The sequence below is a fragment of the Pseudoalteromonas sp. GABNS16E genome, assembly GCF_028598715.1.
Taxonomy (GTDB): Bacteria; Pseudomonadota; Gammaproteobacteria; order Enterobacterales; family Alteromonadaceae; genus Pseudoalteromonas; species Pseudoalteromonas atlantica.
The window spans coordinates 26,747-46,977 of sequence record NZ_JAQREZ010000017.1; the positions used below are offsets into that span (position 1 = coordinate 26,747).

A 20,231-nucleotide genomic window follows, 5' to 3' on the forward strand; every position below is an offset into this window, starting at 1 on the left:
CCTTGTAATCTAAATAATTAATTTATATAGATTAACGCAGCTCAACAGGAACCGCAAATACGATATTCTCTTCTTCACCAGGGTTTTCAACTACCTGCTTGCCGCCTAGCTCTTTTAAGCGTGCAATAACTTGTTGTACAAGCACTTCTGGCGCAGAAGCCCCCGCAGTTACTCCCACAGCGTTAGTTTCGCCAAACCACTGTGCTTCAACATTTGTTGCATCATCGATTAAATAAGCGGTTGTGCCCATTTTATCTGCAAGTTCACGTAAACGATTAGAGTTAGAGCTGTTTTTTGCCCCCACAACTAATAACACATCTACTTTGTCTGCTAAATCACGCACAGCATCTTGACGGTTTTGTGTCGCATAGCAAATGTCATCTTTTCGCGGGCCATCAATTGCTGGGAATTTTTCGCGCAGCGCATCAATTACATCTGCAGTGTCATCTACTGAGAGCGTTGTTTGGCTACAATAAAATAGGTTATCAGCATTTTTAACGTTAAGTTTGGCAACATCTTCTGCGGTTTCTACAAGGTAAATACCACCGTCGTTATTGTCATACTGCCCCATAGTACCCTCAACTTCTGGGTGACCATGGTGACCAATTAAAATACACTCAATACCTTTACGGCTCGCACGCGTTACTTCCATATGCACTTTAGTAACTAATGGGCATGTTGCGTCAAATACTTTTAAATCGCGGCGTTTAGCTTCTGAGCGTACTGCTTGCGATACACCGTGGGCGCTAAAAATAACAATGCTGTCATCAGGTACTTGGTCTAGCTCTTCAACAAATACGGCACCACGGTTTTTTAAACCATCTACTACGTAGCGGTTATGAACGACCTCGTGGCGTACGTAAATTGGCTTTTCAAAAATATCTAAAGCGCGCTCTACTATGCTAATTGCACGGTCTACCCCTGCACAAAAGCCTCGCGGGTTCGCTAATAAAATATCCATTAGCCTTGCACCTCAATAATATCTACTTCAAACGTTAAACGTTGACCTGCTAACGGATGATTAAAATCTATAGTAACGGACTCACCTTGTACTTCGCGTACCAGTCCTGGCAGCTCAGTACCATCTGGCTGAGTAAAGGCAATAATTGCGCCGACTTTAGCTGGCGTTTCTGCACCAAATTTACTGCGTTCTACATAGTAAATATTATCTGGATTAGGTTGGCCAAAGGCGTCTTCTGGTTCTAACTCAAACGTTTTGCTTTCGCCTGCACTTAAACCTAGTAAGCACTTTTCAAAATTAGCCGTTAAGCTGCCATCACCCATCGTTAACTTGGCTGGTTTATTATGCACCTTGGTTGAGTCTGCGGCAGAGCCATCTTCTAGTTTAATAGAAAAGTGAAAAATAACCTCTGAGTTATCACCAATTACAGCTTGGCTCATGCTTTATGCTCCTTCGGACTTTCGCCTGTAAAGGCATCAAATAATAATAATGCGGCACCAATACAAATTGCACAGTCGGCAATATTAAATACTGGAAAATGCGAGTTTTTATAAAACACATGTATAAAGTCAATTACATAACCATAAGCAACACGGTCATATAAATTACCAATAGCGCCAGCAAGCACTAACGCATAAGCACTACATAATATTTTATTTGTCGCTGGTAAACGCTTTAACCACCACACTAATAGCGCACTAATAGCAATGGCAATAAAACTTAAAAACCAACGTTGCCAGCCACCCGCTTCACTTAAAAAGCTGTAGGCCGCTCCATAGTTATGTACGTAGGTAATACTAAAAACAGGCAGTAAATTAATCGACTCTTGATAAGCCATGGTATTTACAACAAGTGTTTTAGTGGCAAAGTCTATTACAAGCAGTAATAGACTTAACCAAAGCCACACTAAACCACTTTTTTGGGCTAGTTTGCTCACTGAGTAAAGCTCCTAAGCGAATTGACGCTTTTCACCTTCGCCGTCAACATTGCTTACACAACGACCACAAATTTCAGGGTGTGCAGGCTCTGAACCTACATCATCGCTGTAATGCCAACAACGCTCACATTTAGTTGCATCTGTAGCTGCTACGCTAATGTACAAACCTTCAATTTCAGTTGTTTGTGTATCACTTGGCTGGCTATCTACTGCAGATACAGTGACCGCAGACGTTAGTAATACAAAACGTAGTTCATCACCTAATGCTGCTAACTTATCAGCCAGTGCTTTTTCGGCGTATAAGTTAACGCTTGCTTGTAACGTTGCGCCAATTACTTCTTCTTTACGGGCTGCTTCTAGTACGCGGTTTACTTCGTCACGTACATTTAGAATCGCTTGCCAGTCATCGTTGCTAAATTGGCTGTTTGTCGGTGCGTGTAAACCGTCGTACCATACCGATGTAAATACGTAATCGCTACGCTCGCCCGGTAATGCTTCCCAAATTTCTTGAGCTGTAAAGCTCATAATTGGTGCCATCCAACGAGTCATTGCTTCAGCAATATGATAAAGCGCAGTTTGACAAGAACGACGTGCATGACTGTCGCTTTTTGCTGTGTACTGGCGGTCTTTAATTACATCCAAGTAGAACGAACCAAGCTCACCTGTACAGAAGTTCATTAGCTTTTGCGTTACTAATAGCATTTGGTAGCTATCGTAAGCTGCTAAAATTTCTTCTTGTAATTGGGCTGCACGGCCAACAATCCACTTATCAAGCTCAACCATATCATCAACAGCAACTTGGTCTGTTTTTGGATCAAAACCACTTAAGTTAGCTAACAAGTAACGGCTAGTGTTACGAATACGGCGGTAACGATCTGCAGAGCGTTTAAATATTTCATCCGATACCGTCATTTCGGCGGTGTAATCGGTAGAAGCTACCCATAAACGTAAAATGTCAGCGCCAAGTTTATTCATCACGTTTTGTGGTGAAATAACGTTGCCTAACGATTTTGACATTTTGCGGCCGTTTTCATCTACGGTAAAGCCGTGCGTTAGTACTTGCTTGTAAGGTGCGTGACCGTTAATAGCAACTGAGGTCATCATTGATGACATAAACCAACCACGGTGCTGATCAGAACCTTCTAGGTATAAATCGGCTGGGCCAGCTAACTCTTCACGTGCATCAACAACACACGCATGTGTTACGCCCGAATCAAACCATACATCTAACGTATCTTGTACTTTCATGTATTGCTTGGCATCTTCTTCGCCTAACAAGGTGGCAGGCTCTAGGTCATACCATGCTTGAATGCCTGATTTTTCTACCAGCTCTGCAGCTTGCTCAATAAGCGCTTGCGTATTTGGGTGTAAAGCACCAGTGTCTTTATCAACAAATAAAGCAATTGGCACACCCCAAGTACGTTGGCGTGAAATACACCAATCTGGGCGACCTTCAACCATGTTCGCAATGCGGCTTTCGCCCCACTCTGGCAACCATTGGGTGTTTTTAATTTCGCTTAACGAGTCTTGACGTAAGTTAGCCTGATCCATGCTTACAAACCACTGCGGTGTAGCACGGAAAATAATAGGCGTTTTGTGGCGCCAACAATGCGGGTAGCTATGCGTAAGCGCATGATGATGCATTAAAGCACCGCGCTCTGTTAGTACCTCAATTACACTGGCATTTGCTTTAAATACATGCTGACCAGCAAATAATTCTGTACCAGGCAGGTAAACGCCATTCGCGCCCACAGGGTTTGCTACTTCAAGATTGTAATTTAAGCCTGCCGCGAAATCTTCTTGACCATGGCCTGGCGCGGTATGTACCACACCCGTACCTGAGTCAGTAGTAACGTGGTCAGCTACAATTACCGGTACATCAAAATCGTAAAATGGGTGAGCAACGTGTAAGTGTTCAAGTGCTGCACCTTTAACATAACCTAGTACGTGGAAATGATTAAAGCCATAACGGTCCATTGCATCTTTAACAAGCTCTGAGCCTAAAATTAAACGTTGCTGTGAGCCTTCATCATCTACTTGTACTAAGGCGTACTCTAAATCTGCATGCACTGCTACCGCACGGTTAGCGGGTAAGGTCCACGGTGTTGTAGTCCAAATAACAGTACCTACACTGCCTTGGCCTTTATGGCCATCGGCTAAATCAAAGGCGTTAACAACTGCGTCTTGATCTGCAAATGTAAAACGTACGTCAATCGCTGGAGATTGCTTATCTTGGTACTCTACTTCTGCCTCTGCTAATGCAGAGCCACAGTCTGTACACCAATGCACAGGCTTTGCACCTTTATGAAGGTGGCCATTTTTAATAATACGACCAAGCACGCGAATAGCGTTTGCTTCAAAGTCATAGTTCATTGTTAAGTAAGGTTTGTCCCAATCGCCAAACACACCTAAACGTTTAAAGTCTACTTTTTGACCTTCAACTTGCTTTTTAGCGTAAGCACGGCATTTTTCACGAAACTCGCTCGCGGTTACTTTAACGCCAGGCTTGCCTACTTTTTTCTCAACCATTAACTCAATTGGCAAACCATGACAGTCCCAACCAGGCACATAAGGTGCATCAAAGTCAGATAAAGTTTTAGACTTAACAATTATGTCTTTTAAAATTTTATTTACTGAGTGGCCTAAATGGATATCGCCGTTTGCATACGGAGGGCCGTCATGCAAAATAAAGGTCTTTTTACCTTTTTTAGCGCTGCGAATTTGACCGTACAGGTCGTCTTCATACCATGCTTTAAGCATTTTTGGTTCACGTTGTGCCAAATTGCCACGCATTGGAAACTGTGTTTCCGGTAAATTCAAAGTATGTTTGTAGTCGCTCATTAATCCTACTTTCCGTATCTATCGGCTACCTAATTTAAACCAAAACACTGTTTTGCGGCGGCAACATCGGTTGCAATTTGTGCCGTTAACTGTGTTAATGTCTCGAATTTTTTCTCATCGCGAAGTTTTTTTATTAACTCCACGTGCATAAACTGTCCATATATATCTTGTGCAAAGTCAAAAAGATGAACTTCTAACAAAGCACGAGTTCCATTAAAAGTGGGCTTGTTACCAATATTGGCTACCCCATAAACGTGTTTCCCGGCAATGTTTGCTTTTACGGCAAACACCCCATTTACAGGGCAAACTTGGCGTTTAAGCGCTATATTTGCAGTTCGAAAACCAAGCTCTCGCCCTCTTTTCCAACCATGTATTACACGCCCTGAAATAGCATAATTATGCCCTAGCATTAACTTAGCATTTTCTAAGTCGCCTGCGGCTAATGCTTCACGTATTAGTGTGCTGCTTACTCTAGCATTTAATTGGCGAAAACTCGCGGTGCTTTTTACATCCATGCCCGCTTGTTTGCCCATACTGAGCAGTAAATTAAAATTCCCTTGGCGCTGTTTACCAAATTTAAAATCATCACCTACTGTGAGTGCTTTAACGCCTAGCTTTTTAATTAAAATATCACTAACAAATTGCTCAGCGTGCATATTGGCAAATTGTTGGTTAAAGCTAATACAAATAACCCGCTCAATACCTAAGTTACTTAGTAATCTGAGTTTGTCGCGTAACCGAGTAAGTCGAGCTGGCGCATTGTTTTTAGCAAAAAACTCTTGCGGCTGCGGCTCAAATAACATCACAGTACTGGGTAAGTTATGTGCTTTGGCATCCGCTAACAGCCCTTTTAACACTTCGCCATGGCCTAAATGCACACCGTCAAAATTACCAATAGTCAACACACAACCATAATGTTGCGCTCGAATATTGTGTATACCTCTAATTAACTCCATGCCACCTAATGCCTTTTTCAGCGAGTATTATTAACGACTTTAAAATCGTTCAAAACCACAGGGCTGCCGATTATAATCTTTTTTTTAGTTTGATTCAGTAGTTGCTACACTTTTTATCGTATTTAGTCTTACACCAAGTAAAAACAGCACCGCAAAGTAACTTATTGCAGCAATTACTAGCAATGCAATTAACAACATTACTTGCTCAGAAAAATGCCATGTAGCCCAATAATAACGGCTGCTGACGTACCACGTTAGAGCGCCCATTACCAAGCTTGCCACTATGCACTTTACGCTAAAGCGCAGGCTCATTGCAGAGAACTGATACACGTTTTCTTTTTTAAGTTGCCTGTAAAGTAAAAAAGCATTGCAGCTGGCCGACATAGACGTTGCTAAAGCAAGCCCTAAATATCCTATAAACGGGGCTAACATAATATTAAATACCATATTAAGCACCAGCGTAATAATACCAATGCGCACAGGTGTTTTGGTATCTTGGCGCGAGTAAAAACCCGGCGCTAATACTTTAATAAGCATAAAGCTAACTAACCCTACCGAGTAGGCAACCACCCCTAGGCTTACCGCTTTAACATGATCAACATCAGCGTCTTTAAATGCGCCGTGATCAAATAACACAGTAATGATAAGCGGGCTTATAATCATTAAACCAACCATGGCGGGTATGCCTAAAAAAATCACAAAACGCACACCCCAATCTAACGTATGCTGAAAATCACTGAGCTTTTTACTGCTATGTAATTTAGAAAGTGCAGGTAAAATAACAGTGGCAATACCAATACCAAATAAACCAAGTGGAAACTCAATTAACCTATCTGAGTAATAAAGCCATGCGATAGAGCCCGTCATTAATAGCGAGGCAATCATGGTGTCGAGCAGGAGGTTAATTTGGCTTATTGAAACACCAAATAATGCCGGTAGCATAAGCTTACGCACTTTTTTAACGTTCTCGTCTTGCCACGCCCAGCGAGGACGTGCCAGCATTTTTGCTCGGTATAAAAATGGTAACTGAAACAACAATTGCACCACTCCGCCCACAAATACACCAATAGCTAACGCATACGCCCCCACGCTAAATTTGTCGTGCAATAAAATGGCGCAGGTAATAATTGAAACATTAAGTAATACGGGCGTAAAAGCAGCCACTGCAAAACGGTTATACACATTCATTACCGCACCGCTAAGTGCTACCAAACTAACAAATAACAAATACGGAAAGGTTAACTTTAATAATGAGCTTGCCAGCACAAACTTTTCTGCATTAGGGCCACCTTGCCACCAATCTATAAACCAGCCAGTACCAAATAACGCGGCAATAATAGGCGAGGCAATAACGCCAAAAATAGTCACACAAAGCAAAATAGTGCCCAGCGTACCGGCAGCCTGTGCTACAAATAACTTAACTTTATCATCGCCATGGTGTTCTTTAATTTCACTAAGTACAGGCACAAATGCCTGAGCAAAGGCCCCCTCTGCAAATAGACGGCGTAAAAAATTGGGAATACGGTTAGCAAACAAAAAAACATCAGCAGCTGCACTAGCACCTAATAAGTTTGCAACGACAGCGTCTCGTACTAACCCTAAAATACGCGATATCATTGTCATACAACTTACAATCATACCGGAGCGAAATAATCCTTTTGACACCTTAAACCTACTTAAAAACCTTTAGTTAGCGCAATTATGCCACAGTCTTTTTTATAAATCGCTTTAAAGCACTAGGCTGGGCGTCTGTGCTTTGTTACAATAGCAATATTAACTGCTAAAGCGGCAAATTGATGTTCGTTATAAGGAGCAGTTTTTCTTGAGTTGTTAAATTTAAATTGACATTCATGATAAAAACAGGCATATTCCACGGCCTTTAATTTAAGCTTTATTTAAGATTGTTAGGAGCAAACCTTGGCTAACATCAAGTCTGCAAAAAAACGCGCTATCACTAGCGAAAAAAACCGTCAGCACAACGCAAGCCGTCGTTCAATGATGCGTACTTACTTCAAAAAAGTAACCGCTGCTATTGAAGCTGGCGATAAAGAAGCTGCACAGCAAGCTTTCTCTGTTGCTACACCTATCCTAGACCGTTACGCAACTAAGGGTCTAATTCATAAAAACAAAGCAGCTCGTCATAAGAGCCGTTTAGCAGCTAAAATTAAAGCGCTATAATTTGTTTTATGATTAAAAAACCGGCCTAGGCCGGTTTTTTTATATCTAAATTTGGTATTTAGCAATCCGCTAAACTTTAAGCTAATTTAACGCATTACTATTAAAGCTGGTTAAACGTTTTCCAAATCGGGATAAAACTTTTTCAACATGGCCGCAATTTTTTTAGGCGTAAATGGCTTAACCACAAATCCTTTAGCACCTTTATCAATGGCTTCTTTAACATTTTCTACTGCTGAATGGGCCGACACCATCACCACATTAGTTTCAGGGTTAATATCATTAATTTGCGCGATTAACTCTTTACCATCGCCGTCAGGCAGTTCAATATCTAAAAAAATCATATTGTAATTAGCTGCTTGGCATTCGCTAATGCATTGTTTAGCCGTTGAAGCCTCTTTAACGTTTTCTATTCCTAAGTGCATGAGCGTTTGGCTCAAAAAACTACGCACTGTGCTAACATCATCTACTATTAAAATTGATAGCTGCGTATCCATGTATCTTCCTCGTAGGCTAAAAGCATTGTATAAGTTATTATATAATTAGATATTTAATCATTTTATTATAGAGACCTACGCTCAAAAGGCCAGATTTGCTTTATGTCAAACAACACAAAAAAACAATCATTGCTTGGTAAAACACCACAAAAAAGAAAAACCCCTGTAAAAAAGCCCCGCAATAGGCCGCAAACAGCACCGCAATCTTCAGCTAACCCAACATCAACCCCAGCGGAGCAGCCTGTAAAGTCTAAAAAAGGGTTACTTATTACGCTGGCTATCATTTTTGCTGTAGCCATTATTTTTCCAAAACCAACTTTGCTCACCTATAAAAAATTAGGGTTAGTGAGCGAAAGTATTTATTGGCCAGGGGTCTTTGGATATGGCCGCACATTACTTGATTCAAACTTACACCCGCAGCTAGACGAGAAGCGTAATGCCCTTTATTTATGCGCAGATATGAAGGCGCCGCAAAGCTGTCAAAAGTACCAACTAATAAAAAATAATGGCTTTTTTGCAGCACTAGCTAGCTATATTTAGCATTAAAAAAACTAATCTGAAAATTTAAAATTACTTGGTTGAAAGGTGTGCAAAAGATCAACATAATGGCGCTCCTTTTTTCAACAACTGAACTATTGAAACGACCATGCTAAACGAGCTAGATTGGCTTTTAAACACTGTATTACTTGCACTAGGTTTAGGTGCATTCTTTATTAACCACATAACAATACTGCGTGTTGCAGCGATTAGTGCATGTGGTCTGTTATTTTTGTCTTTTAGCTTGGATTTAATGTCGTCGAGTGTTATTTCGAATATGAGTTTAGTGTTGATCAATACATTTTACTTGTTCAAAGTATATACGTTTGGACAATTTAATGTAACGCAGAGTTAACATTTCCCCTTAGAATATTTTATAGCCCAGCCTTGCTGGGCTTTTTTATTTGAAAAAATTAAAAGGCTTGGGGAACAGATTGAACTAAGATAAAATTTATCTCGTATTAATCCTCATTTAGGTCTTACTATGTCTTTATCTGATTTCGATTTATTTTTATCTTCTATGGAAGATGTAAAGCCTATAAACCACGATACTGTAACTCCCCTTGCAAGTAATCTCAGTGCCACCCTTGCCCAACAAGAAAAACGCAAAGCTGCCGAGCTTAGCCTTGCGAATGACGAAAATTACTTACAATCTGAGCATGTAGAGCTTTTAGACCCGCATGCATTACTCAGTTTTAAAAAAGATGGCGTACAAAGCGCAGTATTTAAAAACTTACGCTTAGCTAAATACCAAGTTGATGCCACTTTAGATTTGCATGGCCAATTACTTAAAAACGCACGCACAACATTATTTAACTTTATTACTGATTGCCACCAGCGAAACATTCGCGTTGTACTAGTTCGCCATGGCATTGGTATAAAAAATAAAGCTAAGCCCGGTATACTAAAGAGCTATGTTAATAAGTGGCTACAGGCTCTACCTGCGGTACTAGCGTATCATACCGCTTTAAAGCACCATGGTGGCAGTGGCGCAACGTATGTGTTGCTTAAAAAAAGTGATGAGAAAAAGCATGAAAACCGAGAGATCCATGCTAAACGGTACTAATTAACTTATTTTACTAAATACCAGTAACGAAGCGCACTTTAGTAATTAAATGACCTAATGAAAGGTGGGTACTCTTTAATGATCTGGCTTTATTAAGCCAAAAACAAATTAACAGAGCCCACTTTTTATAATGTGCCTACAAATACGCCTATTCACTTTGTGAAGTTTCACTTTGTGGCACTTGATCGGCACTTGCTTGGTTAAACCAAGCAGACACGCCTAGCACTATAATAGAAACCACTACTAAACTTAGTTTTACTCCGCCTTGACTTGATTTCATACGTTACTCTTATTATTTTTATTTTAGTGACTAAGCTTCACAATAATTAAAATTACAAATGTTAACAAGCTGTTTGTTAAACTGTTTTGCTATCTATTAATAACCTTTTGTTCTATTAACACGATTATTCAATGTAAGGCCGCTTTTTAGGCGATTAATATTTTCTGCAATTTGCGCTGTTACGCTATTTAAATCAGATAACGCGGCGCAGTGTGGTGTAATCGTTATTTTAGCGTTATGCCAAAATGGGTGGTCGTGCGGTAGCGGCTCTTGGGTAAATACATCGAGCGTGGCAGCCCTTAACATTTCACTATTAAGTGCGTTTATTAAATCTTGCTCTACTAGGTGCTCTCCTCTGGCAACGTTAATTACACACGCATGGGCCGGTAACTTAGCTAATAAATCGGCATTAATAATACCCTTAGTATCTTTTGTTAGCGGCAGTAGACATACCAAGTAGTCAATTGTGGGCAGCATTTCATTAAGGCCTTGCTGCTGAGAATATAAATGCACCTGCTCATCACTTTTTTCAGTTTTTGACCAAGCGCTTACCGTAAAGCCATTCAGGGTTAGTTTTTTGGCGCACGCTTTACCTAGCTCACCAAAGCCTAAAATACCCACGTGATTATATTTATATGCGCGCTTAGGTTTATAATTGCATTGTGATTGCTTAACAAAATACTCTTTTAATCGCAGCTTGTGCGCAAATACATGGCCTAGTACGTACTCTGCCATATCTTGAGCAAGCTCAGTATCAACAATGCGAACCACGTCTACTTCTTTAGGCAATAAAGACATATTAATACTATCTACACCCGCCCCAAACGATGACACCGCTTTTAAGTTAGGTAATTGCTGCCACAAATCATCTGGTGCATTCCAGGCTAATACAAACTCTACATTGTTGAGCTTTTTACACTCTGGCCATTGCATTATCTCTTCATTGGGTAATAGCTCTTTTAGCTTTGCAATTAGCTTTGTATTATCTCGCCCGGTAATGGCTACTAATACCGACATAGAAACTCCTAATTTTATTGAATAAATTTTATCTACACTAATAAACAACTGAGCAGCTCGTTATGTGCTCTTTAAAAAGTCACACAACTGCAAAGTAAATGTCACACCCTTTTTTTACTCTAAACAGGATGGCGAATAGGCCAAATTGTAAATGAGGTTAATATGATAAGCGTTGATAAAGTAATAGCAGCAAACTTACCACAATTAGAGAACTCCCCTAAAGTAAAAGGTTTAGTTAAAAAGGGGCTTGGCTACTTATTACATGAACAAGAATTTGTCGCCTTTGGCGATGCTTACCCCCATTTACAAGGGCTAGAGTTTGTTGAACAAGTGCTTGATGAGCTTGACTTTGATACCCGCTACAAACCAAAACAAATTGAAAACATACCCAGCGAAGGTAAGTTAGTTATTGTGGCTAACCACCCCATTGGCTCGCTCGACGCACTTGCGCTGATAAAAGTACTTTCCAGCGTTAGGCAAGATTTAAAAGTGGTTGCCAATCGCATGCTAATGTCGGTCACCCCTATGCATTCATTGCTGTTGCCAGTAGATAATTTATCGGGAACCAGTAAAAAACAAGAATTAAGTAATATACAAAAACACTTAAAAGATGAAGGTGCGTTACTTATTTTCCCTGCGGGAGAGGTCTCGCGTTTAAGCCCTACCGGTATTAAAGATTGCAAGTGGAACAGTGGCTTTTTACGCATGGCTAAAAAAGCAAACAGCCCTATTTTACCTATTTATATAAAGGCCAAAAACAGCCCGCTTTTTTATGGCACCTCAATGATTTACAAACCACTTGCGAGCTTATTATTAGTAAAAGAAATGTTTAAGCAGCGACAAAAGTCATTAGAGTTTGAAATTGGTGCTTCCATTCCGCCTGAGTCATATTTAATCGAAAACTTAAAAGATAAAGAAATCGTTAATCTCATTCGCAAGCAACTTTATCGCCTTACCACTAAAAAGCCCCTTCCTCTTAAAACCCAAACCCCTATTGCAATACCTGAGTGCCGCAAAGAGCTTAAAAAAGCCATAGAGAGTTGTCAGTTATTAGGCAAAACACAAGATGGCATGCATATTCATTTATATCAGTACACTGGCAGCTCACCAGTGTTTAGAGAGCTTGGACGACTGAGAGAAATTGCCTTTAGAGCGGTAGGTGAAGGCAGCGGGAAACGCCGCGACATCGACAAATATGATATGGATTACCAACACTTAGTGCTATGGGATCCTACGCAGCTAGAATTAGTGGGGGCATATCGCCTTGCTTGTGCAAAGGAAATAATAGAGAAACATGGCCGAGAAGGCTTATACACCGATAGTTTGTTTAGTTACACACAAGCAATGAAACCGTATTTAGAGCAAGGTATAGAACTTGGCCGCAGCTTTGTGCAACCTAAATATTGGGGGCGTAAAAGCTTAGACTACTTATGGTACGGTATTGGCGCATTTATTAAAAACTACCCGCAATATCGTTACTTATTTGGCGCGGTGAGCGTTTCTAACGCCTTACCTGAACAAGCAAAAGCCATGCTTGTGCATTACTATCAACATTATTATAAATCAGAACAACACCTCGCCACCCCCAATAACGAGTTTAAATTAAGCGAGCAACAACTCACTCAGTGTAAAACTGTTTTTAGTGGTAACGATGTAAAAGAAGACTTTGTAGAATTAAAACATGTACTGGCCAATATGGGGGCACAAGTTCCTACGCTATTTAAGCAATATACTGAGCTGTGCAAGCCTGGCGGCGTAAAGTTTTTAAGCTTTAGTATCGACCCCGACTTTAACAACTGTATTGATGGGTTAGTGCTGGTAGATTTACAAAACGTAAAAGAAAATAAAGCCAAGCGCTATTTAGGTTAGGGCGTGTTGAACTTTACGGATTGAAATTTGTTCAATCTAGGGGCGATTTAATCGCGGCGCGAGGTTTGTAACCTAGTGGGCTAAGTAAAAACCGAGCAACAAAGAGTTTATCGCCCCTAGGCAGAACCCGAAGGGCAGCGCATGTTTGGCATTTATGCTGCGTTATCGCCTATTTATGGGGAATAACCACACTTCATAGGCTCTGCCTTGCCTAAAAACCAAACATACTGCTGCAAACTCAATCATTAAAGATCAACACGCCCTACTCAAACAAACAGCGAGGTGATTCTCGCTGTTTATTTTTATTGGGCGATTACTATTTATGGCTAAAAATTCGTGCTAATAAGTCTGTGTAAATGGCCTCAATTTTAAGTAAATCATCAACCGGAACATGCTCGTTTACCTGATGAATGGTACTATTTTTAACGCCGCATTCAATAACTTGGGTATGCTGGTTTGCAAAAAATCGCCCATCAGAAGTACCGCCACTGGTACTTAACATGGGGTAACTCCCTGTTTGCGCATAAATGGTGTGCTCTAACTGCTGCAATAAACTCCACCCGTTTGTTGGTGGCGTATAATAGGGCTCACACGCTCGCTCCCATTCAATCTCAAGGTGCTGAGCGTATTCACTCAGCGCCGCTGATATACAGTGCTTTATTGCATTGCTTGTATAACCATGGCTATATCGCACATTAAAGGTAATTTCGCATTCACTAGGCACTAAATTATCAACAACATTATTTATATTAATGCCGGTCACTTGCAAGGTGGTCTTAGAGCTTGGCTCATCGTCAGGCCATGTTAAATTACTTAAACAATTTACAATATTACCCGCAATATGCGCAGCGTTTATAGTGTTCTGTGGGTAGGCAACATGTCCGGCCTTGCCGTGAACTTTTATACGAGAAGAAATAGCGCCTCGGCGACCATTTTTAATTGTATCGCCTACGTGTGTAGAGCTTGTCGGCTCACCAACAATACAGCCATCAAGCTGTATATTATTTTTTGCTAAACGCGCGGCTATTACCTCTGAGCCAAATTCTGCCTCTCCTTCCTCATCGGAGGTAATAAGCCAGTAAAAACGCCCTTTTTTATTTTTAGTCTCTTTTAATAGTGCCTTAGTAGCACCAAGCATAGCGGCCACGCCGCCTTTCATATCGGCAGCGCCGCGACCATACACGGCATTATTAATAATATTGCCAGCAAAAGGCGGGCTTAGCCAGTTGCCCGACTCTGCGGGCACAACATCAATATGCCCAGAAAACGCAACACAAGGTCCTTCTTGTTCAAAACTAACGTAGGCAATTAAATTGGTAACGCCTTCACAAGTAAACTGCTCACAGTTAAAGCCAAGCGCAGTTAACTCATTGCTAAGCCAATCTATGGCACCGCCTTGGTTAGGCGTTACAGACTCAAACCTAATAAGCGTTTGCGTATTTTTTACCACCGCGCTTAAAGGCTTACTTACACTGTTTTGCGATACTTTTGCAACAGACATAACAACACACTCAATAACCATAAGAGAGATTATTAAAGCGCGAGAATATGACCAAATAATGGCAAAGTTAATACAGTGCGATGACCGTTAAATACATAGCTGTGTCAATTAATTAAAATACTTTTTGCACTGACTTTAATCTAAATCAAGAAAAGGGTTCACATACTTCAAACATTTTTGAAACTTTGATCTAGAACAGGTTTTCAACGCTCGGAGATTGTAATAATGGCGTCAATCAAAAAGTAGTTATTGGAGCACAACATGAAAACCCAAATCAGCATTGCATTACTTACCTCTTTACTTGCTATTACCCCTGCGGCACACGCTAACCTTAGCGTTAATGTTGGCGCTATTAATGTAAATCCAGATAACAGCAGCTCGGCAATTAACGAAGCGCCAACACTGGGTCTAAAAGGCGACTCTGACACGCAGCTAGGTATTACAATCGATTATGCATTTAACGATAAGTGGGTGGTAGAGCTTATTGCCGCTACGCCGTTTTCGCACGATGTAAATGGCGCGGGTGGGTTAGCTGGCAATAAAATTGCCGACATCAAACAGCTTCCGCCATCATTGGTTGCGCAATACCACTTTTTAGATACAAGTTACGCGCTACGCCCGTTTATTGGTGTAGGGTTAAATTACACCACCTTTTTTGACGAGCAGCCTTCACAAGCGCTAAAAGCAACCCTAGGCACTGATGATGTTGAAGTAAAACTCGATGATTCGTTTGGCTTTATTGCACAAGTAGGCGCTAACTATAAAATCGATCAACATTGGGGGCTACATGCCATGGTGTCAATGATTGATATAGATACCGATGCCACAGTGTATGCAAACGGTGCAAAAGCCCTTACATCAACCGTTGAGCTTGACCCTGTCGTTGCCATGTTTGGTGTAAGGTACAGTTTTTAAATAAGTTTACAGCGCCTATGTTCTATGTGTTTAAGGCCGAAAGGCCTTATTTTATGAAAATTATTTAGGAAGGTTATTCACCTTTTTTTGCTCAAGCATTTCTTTCCAATGCATAATTTCACTTGGCAAAATAGGCGCTACACCATCAAACTCCGCTACTTCAAGCATTTCTTCAATACTGACAATGCCTTTTTTGTTTTTAAACACACCGCGCACATACGCTATAGCGTGCAGGCCACGCGCAGAATGAAACTTTTGTTCAATGTAAAAATATTTATGATCCCACCCCACCAGCTTGGTACTAATGGTATAACGCTGCATAGGTTTAATATCGCGAATATAAGTAATGGCTGTAGCATTAACAATAGGAAACCAACGGCGCTTCATTACTTGTTTTAATAGACCAATTCGCTCAATCATCCAAGTGCGTGACAAGTCCATCATAGCCAAATAACGCGAGTTTGTTAGATGCAGGTTTATATCGCAGTCTGTTGGCAGTGCTTTGTAATCAATATCAACCGTATCAAGTAACTGTTGGTAGTCGCGGTTGCGCTTAATTTTAAAAAATAATAAAAGAAGTCTAATATATAAGTTCACGAGAAGGTCTTACCAGTATAAAGTTAACTCAGTGTAACATAGCCACTTGTTAAGGCGAATGTTCTGTTTTAATCTCAAATTATAAATATAAAAAAGTCATAGTATGAAATATAAATTAGCGACACTTTTCACAACCAGTTTATTATGCATTAGCACCTGTGCACTGGCCGATTTTACAATTAAAGGCCCAGGTACGGTAACTTACCCAACAGGTATAGAAAAAACCTTTAATTTTGGCTTTGCATGGCAGCAGCTTGGTAAATTTTCGATAGGTAGCAAAAGCTACAATATGTCGCAATTACCTAACTCATACTCGGTGGCAATCACTTTAGCTAAAGACGATAGCCAAGTGTGGGTACAAGAGTTTAATAATGGCTTTATTGAAGCGTTTGATTGGCAAATAGGTAAACATACTGTCAGTTTAAAAAAGCAGCAATTTAAAGACCCCGTAAAAGGCAATTACGTGATTGAGCTGAATGGCCGCAGTTACTTTTTTACTCGTAATAACGCAAGCATAGTGATTAATTTTGATGAAAGTGGCATAGAAACTATCGCCATTGATGGGGTTACTAAAAACATGGGCACTAAGAGCTAGTGCCCAGTAAAGCGGCTATTAAACTTTAACAGTTTTGCGATTAATACCGTAATCTCTTAGTTTATTTGCCACTGCAGTGTGGCTAAGCCCTAAACGCTTAGCTAATTGTCTTGAGCTTGGGTAAGCCGGATACAATTTGCGTAGCAAGGTTGCTTCAAAACGTTTTACAGCTTGATCTAACGACCCTTCAAAATCTGACTCTAAGTAGCCTAAATCGTGGGTAAAGGTGGGCAATTGCAAATGCTCTACACGTAGCTCGCTATCATCAAGTAACGACACCGCCCGATAAATTGCATTTTCTAGCTGGCGCACATTACCTGGCCACGGGTACTCTTGTAAAAAGCGTAAGCACTCTTGTGATAAAAGCGGAATTGCATGGCCGTTTTGCTGTGCGTACTTTTGAATAAAGTGCTCGGCTAATGGGCCCACATCAGCTTTACGGTCTCTCAGTGGTGCAATCTCTAATGTGAGTACATTAATTCGATAGTATAGGTCTTCTCTAAATACGCCCTCTTGCACCATTGCGGGTAAATCTTTTTGTGTGGCTGCAATAATACGCACGTTTACTTTTACTTCGTTTTCGTCGCCCACTTTTCTAAATGTGCCGTCTTGTAAAAAGCGCAGCAGCTTTGTTTGTAGCTGTGTAGACATTTCGCCAACTTCATCTAAAAACACAGTACCGCCATCGGCTTGCTCTAGTACTCCGCGTTTAGGTGCGGTGTTTTCTTCATATCCGGCGTAACCAAATAATTCAGATTCAGCCACATCATCAGGCAAAGATGCGCACGAAAGTGCAATAAACGGCTTAACCGAACGATTAGAGGCATAGTGGCACGCACGAGCAAGGAGCTCTTTACCTGTGCCTGTTTCTCCGGTTATTAAAATGGGGGCTTCTAGCTGCGACATTTTGCGTGCTTCGCGCACTACACGGCGCATAGCAGTACTAAAGTTATGAATAGTTGCAAAGCTTTCTTGCCCGTAACGTCTAAAGGCACTGACCTGCTGACCAAGGCGGCTTTGCGATTTTATATTAATAACCGCACCAGCTAACACGTCACCTTCACCTCCTTGCGGGACGGCAATCGGTAAAATATCGGCAATAAAGTCTTCACCTGCAACATCTACCCGGGTTGTTTGTCCAAGTACTTCTTTGCCTTCTAACCAACGCGTAAAGTTAAACCCTTTTAGTAGGTTATTAATATTGGCCCCTACTACTTCTTTTTCGCTCAACTGTAGGTCTTTACAGGCAGCGTCGTTACACAAACGTACCCACCCTTTTGCGTCAATCGAAATAACACCATCGGGAAGTGCACGCAGCAGTGTATTTAATTCGTTATGCTCTCGCTCAGAGGGTAAAAAGGCGGTTGTGCGAACATCATGTACGCCATCAATCAAACGAATAGAAGGCATAATTTTTTGAAATTGCTCAAATTCAATTTCAGGAAAGCTTACATACATACGGCAATTTACCGAATCAACCTCAATCCCTTTTAAGTCAACATCGTAGTTTACTAAAATATTTAGGATCTCTTGGGCAATACCTACACGGTCGGCACAATGAATATCTAGACGCATACATCCTCGAATAAGGAAAAACTATATTAGCCGAATAATACGCTAACTCCGTTATTCAATACAGTAAATTGTAAACAAATTTGGACAAACCACCGCCTTTATCGCTGTAAACTCACGCCTATAAACATCAAACTATAATAACGTGCAGCTTAAAACTAAAAAACGCAGCGTGTAAGCTGCGTTTTAAAAGGGGTTATGCATATATGCTATTAATTTTGCGGGTATGGGGTCCAGTCTCCGCCATCTAATTGAATATAAGGGCGCTTATTAACATACATCATTATTGTATCGGCGTTTTCGGCTACTTTAGGTGCACGAGGCAGCGTATCAACTAGGTCGGCAATATTGCCATTACCTGCAAAAAAGTTTGTGCTAAGCACGCCACTAATTAGCTCCGATAAACCAAAGTAACTTGTTGATTCGCTTACAAGCGTTTGTGAATAGCTTTGTACATTTTTACCAATAAACTTAATCGCCACCGGAACAGATACAATACTTGGACTTGGTATCTCACGAAGCCCAGCAAATTGCACTTTATCGCCTTTTAATGCTGCGCCGTGTTCAGGTACTATCATCAGCATGACATTACGACCACGTTTTTCTAGGTTTTTAATAAACCCGTTAATATCGTTAAATAAGTTTTTATGTCTAATTGGGTAACTTTCAAGGCTACTCATGCGGGCTTGATTCGCTAGTTGATTGCCATCATGCAAACTGGTGGTGTTGTAATACATAGCACATGGCGCGCAGTCTTCACCTTTTTTATTTAACCATGAGTTTAGTACTGCCCCGTCTGAGTAAATAGGTTTGTTGTCAAACCCGTATTGAGCTACAGGTAAGTTAGTTATATCGTAAGGCTGCTCATCTATTTTACCAAACTTTTTCACCAAACCTTTAAACTCATCAAAGTGGCCGTCGTGGTTCATAACCACATTGCTTTTGTAACCTAAGTTTTCTAAATTTTTAAACAAATGACACTGCTCTGGCGCATTTTCAAATAAGGCAGTTTGGCTTGTTTGACCACAACTTGCTCGTAGCAGGCGAATTGCAGCAGGCCCAGAGTACGAAGTCGCCGAATTAAAATCAGAAAACACCACATCAAAATCGCTATATAAATCATCTAGGCTTACGCCAATAGCCTCTAGATCAGCCACGGCCATCGAGCAAATATTTAGTACTATGACATCAAATAACTCGCCATTATATTGCTGAGGGAATTGGCTTGCTAGCAAACTTTGCTGCTGATAAAACTCTTTTAATTGCTGATCAGGCGATTTTGCTTCTTGTGTTACCACCTGTGCTTGTGCACGAGGCGCTGCTGTTTGAACATTATTAGCCGCGACTGGCTGTGTAATTAAATTATCCTCGTTGTTTGTGCCCTGCCAAGCTACAAACATAAGCCCAACTATTGTTACGGTGGTAAAGCGTATCCACTGTGAGCAATACCAAAAGCACACAGTAATAACAAACAGTGCCAATAACATATCAACATTAATAACACGCGCCATGAGCTCTAAAAAGTAGCCAAAGCTAAAGTCTTGCACGTTACCAGCTTGGCGTGTTAAGCGGTCTATAGGGGGCAACCACGAATCTTTATAAAATAAAACAATGGCCATTACTGCGCCTAACCAATGTTTGGCTTTATTTAGTAAAGGGTGCGTGTAAGAAATAGCAAAAAAAGCAGCCAGCGCTGCATTTGCTAATAAGCCAAAGTCGATTGCACCATAATAAAAAAGTGCAAACTTAACTAAAAAATAGAGGTTCCACACCCCTAAGCCTGATAATTTCACTATTTACCCTTCTTTATTCTATTTGGTTTGTAAGGTTCGAGTACTTCATGTTTAAACGTAAGCTGAGCATAGTATTTTTTTATTTTTTTCAGTATTAACGACCCCGACATACATAAAAATAC

At 40.7% G+C, this 20,231-nt stretch carries 20 protein-coding genes; 7 read left to right on the top strand and 13 right to left on the bottom strand.

Annotation, left to right across the window (positions count from 1 at the left end):
- Positions 1 to 31 precede the first annotated feature (31 nt).
- The 6 genes from ispH to murJ all read right to left on the bottom strand — a co-directional run bounded on the left by ispH (position 32) and on the right by murJ (position 7,318).
- Positions 32 to 961, bottom strand: a complete 930-nt coding sequence (gene ispH, locus PSI06_RS09120) for a 4-hydroxy-3-methylbut-2-enyl diphosphate reductase (protein WP_029774112.1) — start codon at positions 959 to 961, stop codon at positions 32 to 34.
- Positions 961 to 1,401, bottom strand: coding sequence for an FKBP-type peptidyl-prolyl cis-trans isomerase (gene fkpB / locus PSI06_RS09125; RefSeq protein ID WP_273603592.1), 441 nt, complete (start codon positions 1,399 to 1,401; stop codon positions 961 to 963). Before fkpB ends, ispH begins: the two co-directional genes overlap by 1 nt.
- Positions 1,398 to 1,898: a signal peptidase II gene (gene lspA / locus PSI06_RS09130; RefSeq protein ID WP_004588359.1), complete on the bottom strand. Its 501-nt coding sequence runs from the start codon at positions 1,896 to 1,898 to the stop codon at positions 1,398 to 1,400. Before lspA ends, fkpB begins: the two co-directional genes overlap by 4 nt.
- Before the next feature lie 12 nt (positions 1,899 to 1,910).
- Positions 1,911 to 4,739, bottom strand: a complete 2,829-nt coding sequence (gene ileS / locus PSI06_RS09135; RefSeq protein WP_273603593.1) for an isoleucine--tRNA ligase — start codon at positions 4,737 to 4,739, stop codon at positions 1,911 to 1,913.
- A gap of 29 nt (positions 4,740 to 4,768) precedes the next feature.
- The gene (gene ribF / locus PSI06_RS09140; protein WP_004588357.1) at positions 4,769 to 5,695 is read right to left on the bottom strand and encodes a bifunctional riboflavin kinase/FAD synthetase; all 927 of its coding nucleotides are present in this window, start codon (positions 5,693 to 5,695) and stop codon (positions 4,769 to 4,771) included.
- A gap of 84 nt (positions 5,696 to 5,779) precedes the next feature.
- The gene (gene murJ, locus PSI06_RS09145; protein ID WP_407073068.1) at positions 5,780 to 7,318 is read right to left on the bottom strand and encodes a murein biosynthesis integral membrane protein MurJ; all 1,539 of its coding nucleotides are present in this window, start codon (positions 7,316 to 7,318) and stop codon (positions 5,780 to 5,782) included.
- A gap of 294 nt (positions 7,319 to 7,612) precedes the next feature.
- On the opposite strand from murJ, the gene rpsT reads away from it, so the two are divergent.
- Positions 7,613 to 7,873 (top strand): 30S ribosomal protein S20, encoded by a 261-nt coding sequence (gene rpsT / locus PSI06_RS09150; protein WP_004588355.1) that lies wholly within the window; start codon positions 7,613 to 7,615, stop codon positions 7,871 to 7,873.
- Positions 7,874 to 7,983: 110 nt separating this feature from the next.
- On the opposite strand, the gene PSI06_RS09155 is transcribed toward rpsT, so the two are convergent.
- Positions 7,984 to 8,367 carry a response regulator gene (locus tag PSI06_RS09155; protein WP_004588354.1) on the bottom strand — a complete coding sequence of 128 codons (384 nt, stop codon included), beginning with the start codon at positions 8,365 to 8,367 and terminating at the stop codon, positions 7,984 to 7,986.
- 102 nt (positions 8,368 to 8,469) lie between these two features.
- Here PSI06_RS09155 and PSI06_RS09160 point away from each other — a divergent pair, with 102 nt between their 5' ends.
- The 3 genes from PSI06_RS09160 (at position 8,470) to smrA (ending at position 9,970) form a co-directional block, all read left to right on the top strand.
- Positions 8,470 to 8,907, top strand: a complete 438-nt coding sequence (locus tag PSI06_RS09160; RefSeq protein WP_096739284.1) for a hypothetical protein — start codon at positions 8,470 to 8,472, stop codon at positions 8,905 to 8,907.
- A 106-nt stretch (positions 8,908 to 9,013) separates the two neighbouring features.
- Positions 9,014 to 9,259, top strand: coding sequence for a hypothetical protein (locus PSI06_RS09165; RefSeq protein ID WP_083901815.1), 246 nt, complete (start codon positions 9,014 to 9,016; stop codon positions 9,257 to 9,259).
- 129 nt (positions 9,260 to 9,388) lie between these two features.
- A complete protein-coding gene (gene smrA, locus PSI06_RS09170) occupies positions 9,389 to 9,970 on the top strand; it encodes a DNA endonuclease SmrA (protein ID WP_273603595.1) in 582 nt (193 codons plus the stop codon).
- Between the two features lie 148 nt (positions 9,971 to 10,118).
- On the opposite strand, the gene PSI06_RS09175 is transcribed toward smrA, so the two are convergent.
- Positions 10,119 to 10,250 (bottom strand): hypothetical protein, encoded by a 132-nt coding sequence (locus PSI06_RS09175; RefSeq protein ID WP_273603596.1) that lies wholly within the window; start codon positions 10,248 to 10,250, stop codon positions 10,119 to 10,121.
- Positions 10,251 to 10,346: 96 nt separating this feature from the next.
- Positions 10,347 to 11,267, bottom strand: a complete 921-nt coding sequence (locus PSI06_RS09180) for a 2-hydroxyacid dehydrogenase (RefSeq protein ID WP_273603597.1) — start codon at positions 11,265 to 11,267, stop codon at positions 10,347 to 10,349.
- Positions 11,268 to 11,429: 162 nt separating this feature from the next.
- On the opposite strand from PSI06_RS09180, the gene PSI06_RS09185 reads away from it, so the two are divergent.
- Positions 11,430 to 13,136, top strand: a complete 1,707-nt coding sequence (locus PSI06_RS09185; protein WP_029774118.1) for a GNAT family N-acyltransferase — start codon at positions 11,430 to 11,432, stop codon at positions 13,134 to 13,136.
- A gap of 316 nt (positions 13,137 to 13,452) precedes the next feature.
- On the opposite strand, the gene dapE is transcribed toward PSI06_RS09185, so the two are convergent.
- Positions 13,453 to 14,637, bottom strand: coding sequence for a succinyl-diaminopimelate desuccinylase (gene dapE, locus PSI06_RS09190; protein WP_273603598.1), 1,185 nt, complete (start codon positions 14,635 to 14,637; stop codon positions 13,453 to 13,455).
- Between the two features lie 261 nt (positions 14,638 to 14,898).
- Between dapE and PSI06_RS09195 the strand changes: the two genes are divergently transcribed.
- On the top strand, positions 14,899 to 15,552 hold the full coding sequence (locus PSI06_RS09195) for an OmpW/AlkL family protein (RefSeq protein WP_004588347.1): 654 nt from the start codon (positions 14,899 to 14,901) through the stop codon (positions 15,550 to 15,552).
- 60 nt (positions 15,553 to 15,612) lie between these two features.
- On the opposite strand, the gene PSI06_RS09200 is transcribed toward PSI06_RS09195, so the two are convergent.
- The gene (locus PSI06_RS09200; protein WP_004588346.1) at positions 15,613 to 16,149 is read right to left on the bottom strand and encodes a thioesterase family protein; all 537 of its coding nucleotides are present in this window, start codon (positions 16,147 to 16,149) and stop codon (positions 15,613 to 15,615) included.
- A gap of 103 nt (positions 16,150 to 16,252) precedes the next feature.
- On the opposite strand from PSI06_RS09200, the gene PSI06_RS09205 reads away from it, so the two are divergent.
- On the top strand, positions 16,253 to 16,744 hold the full coding sequence (locus tag PSI06_RS09205) for a hypothetical protein (RefSeq protein WP_273603599.1): 492 nt from the start codon (positions 16,253 to 16,255) through the stop codon (positions 16,742 to 16,744).
- A gap of 18 nt (positions 16,745 to 16,762) precedes the next feature.
- Here PSI06_RS09205 and tyrR read toward each other — a convergent pair whose 3' ends face one another.
- Together tyrR and bcsG are read right to left on the bottom strand one after the other, a co-directional pair.
- Positions 16,763 to 18,319 carry a transcriptional regulator TyrR gene (gene tyrR / locus PSI06_RS09210; RefSeq protein ID WP_004588344.1) on the bottom strand — a complete coding sequence of 519 codons (1,557 nt, stop codon included), beginning with the start codon at positions 18,317 to 18,319 and terminating at the stop codon, positions 16,763 to 16,765.
- A gap of 209 nt (positions 18,320 to 18,528) precedes the next feature.
- The gene (gene bcsG / locus PSI06_RS09215) at positions 18,529 to 20,109 is read right to left on the bottom strand and encodes a cellulose biosynthesis protein BcsG (RefSeq protein ID WP_273603600.1); all 1,581 of its coding nucleotides are present in this window, start codon (positions 20,107 to 20,109) and stop codon (positions 18,529 to 18,531) included.
- Between the last annotated feature and the right edge of the window lie 122 nt (positions 20,110 to 20,231).

Coding starts and splice junctions, on each gene's coding strand:
- ispH (WP_029774112.1), bottom strand. CDS start 961: ATGGATATTTTATTAGCGAACCCGCGAGGCTTTTGTGCAGGGGTAGAC.
- fkpB (WP_273603592.1), bottom strand. CDS start 1,401: ATGAGCCAAGCTGTAATTGGTGATAACTCAGAGGTTATTTTTCACTTT.
- ileS (WP_273603593.1), bottom strand. CDS start 4,739: ATGAGCGACTACAAACATACTTTGAATTTACCGGAAACACAGTTTCCA.
- ribF (WP_004588357.1), bottom strand. CDS start 5,695: ATGGAGTTAATTAGAGGTATACACAATATTCGAGCGCAACATTATGGT.
- murJ (WP_407073068.1), bottom strand. CDS start 7,318: ATGACAATGATATCGCGTATTTTAGGGTTAGTACGAGACGCTGTCGTT.
- PSI06_RS09155 (WP_004588354.1), bottom strand. CDS start 8,367: ATGGATACGCAGCTATCAATTTTAATAGTAGATGATGTTAGCACAGTG.
- PSI06_RS09160 (WP_096739284.1), top strand. CDS start 8,470: ATGTCAAACAACACAAAAAAACAATCATTGCTTGGTAAAACACCACAA.
- PSI06_RS09165 (WP_083901815.1), top strand. CDS start 9,014: ATGCTAAACGAGCTAGATTGGCTTTTAAACACTGTATTACTTGCACTA.
- smrA (WP_273603595.1), top strand. CDS start 9,389: ATGTCTTTATCTGATTTCGATTTATTTTTATCTTCTATGGAAGATGTA.
- PSI06_RS09175 (WP_273603596.1), bottom strand. CDS start 10,250: ATGAAATCAAGTCAAGGCGGAGTAAAACTAAGTTTAGTAGTGGTTTCT.
- PSI06_RS09180 (WP_273603597.1), bottom strand. CDS start 11,267: ATGTCGGTATTAGTAGCCATTACCGGGCGAGATAATACAAAGCTAATT.
- PSI06_RS09185 (WP_029774118.1), top strand. CDS start 11,430: ATGATAAGCGTTGATAAAGTAATAGCAGCAAACTTACCACAATTAGAG.
- dapE (WP_273603598.1), bottom strand. CDS start 14,637: ATGTCTGTTGCAAAAGTATCGCAAAACAGTGTAAGTAAGCCTTTAAGC.
- PSI06_RS09195 (WP_004588347.1), top strand. CDS start 14,899: ATGAAAACCCAAATCAGCATTGCATTACTTACCTCTTTACTTGCTATT.
- PSI06_RS09205 (WP_273603599.1), top strand. CDS start 16,253: ATGAAATATAAATTAGCGACACTTTTCACAACCAGTTTATTATGCATT.
- tyrR (WP_004588344.1), bottom strand. CDS start 18,319: ATGCGTCTAGATATTCATTGTGCCGACCGTGTAGGTATTGCCCAAGAG.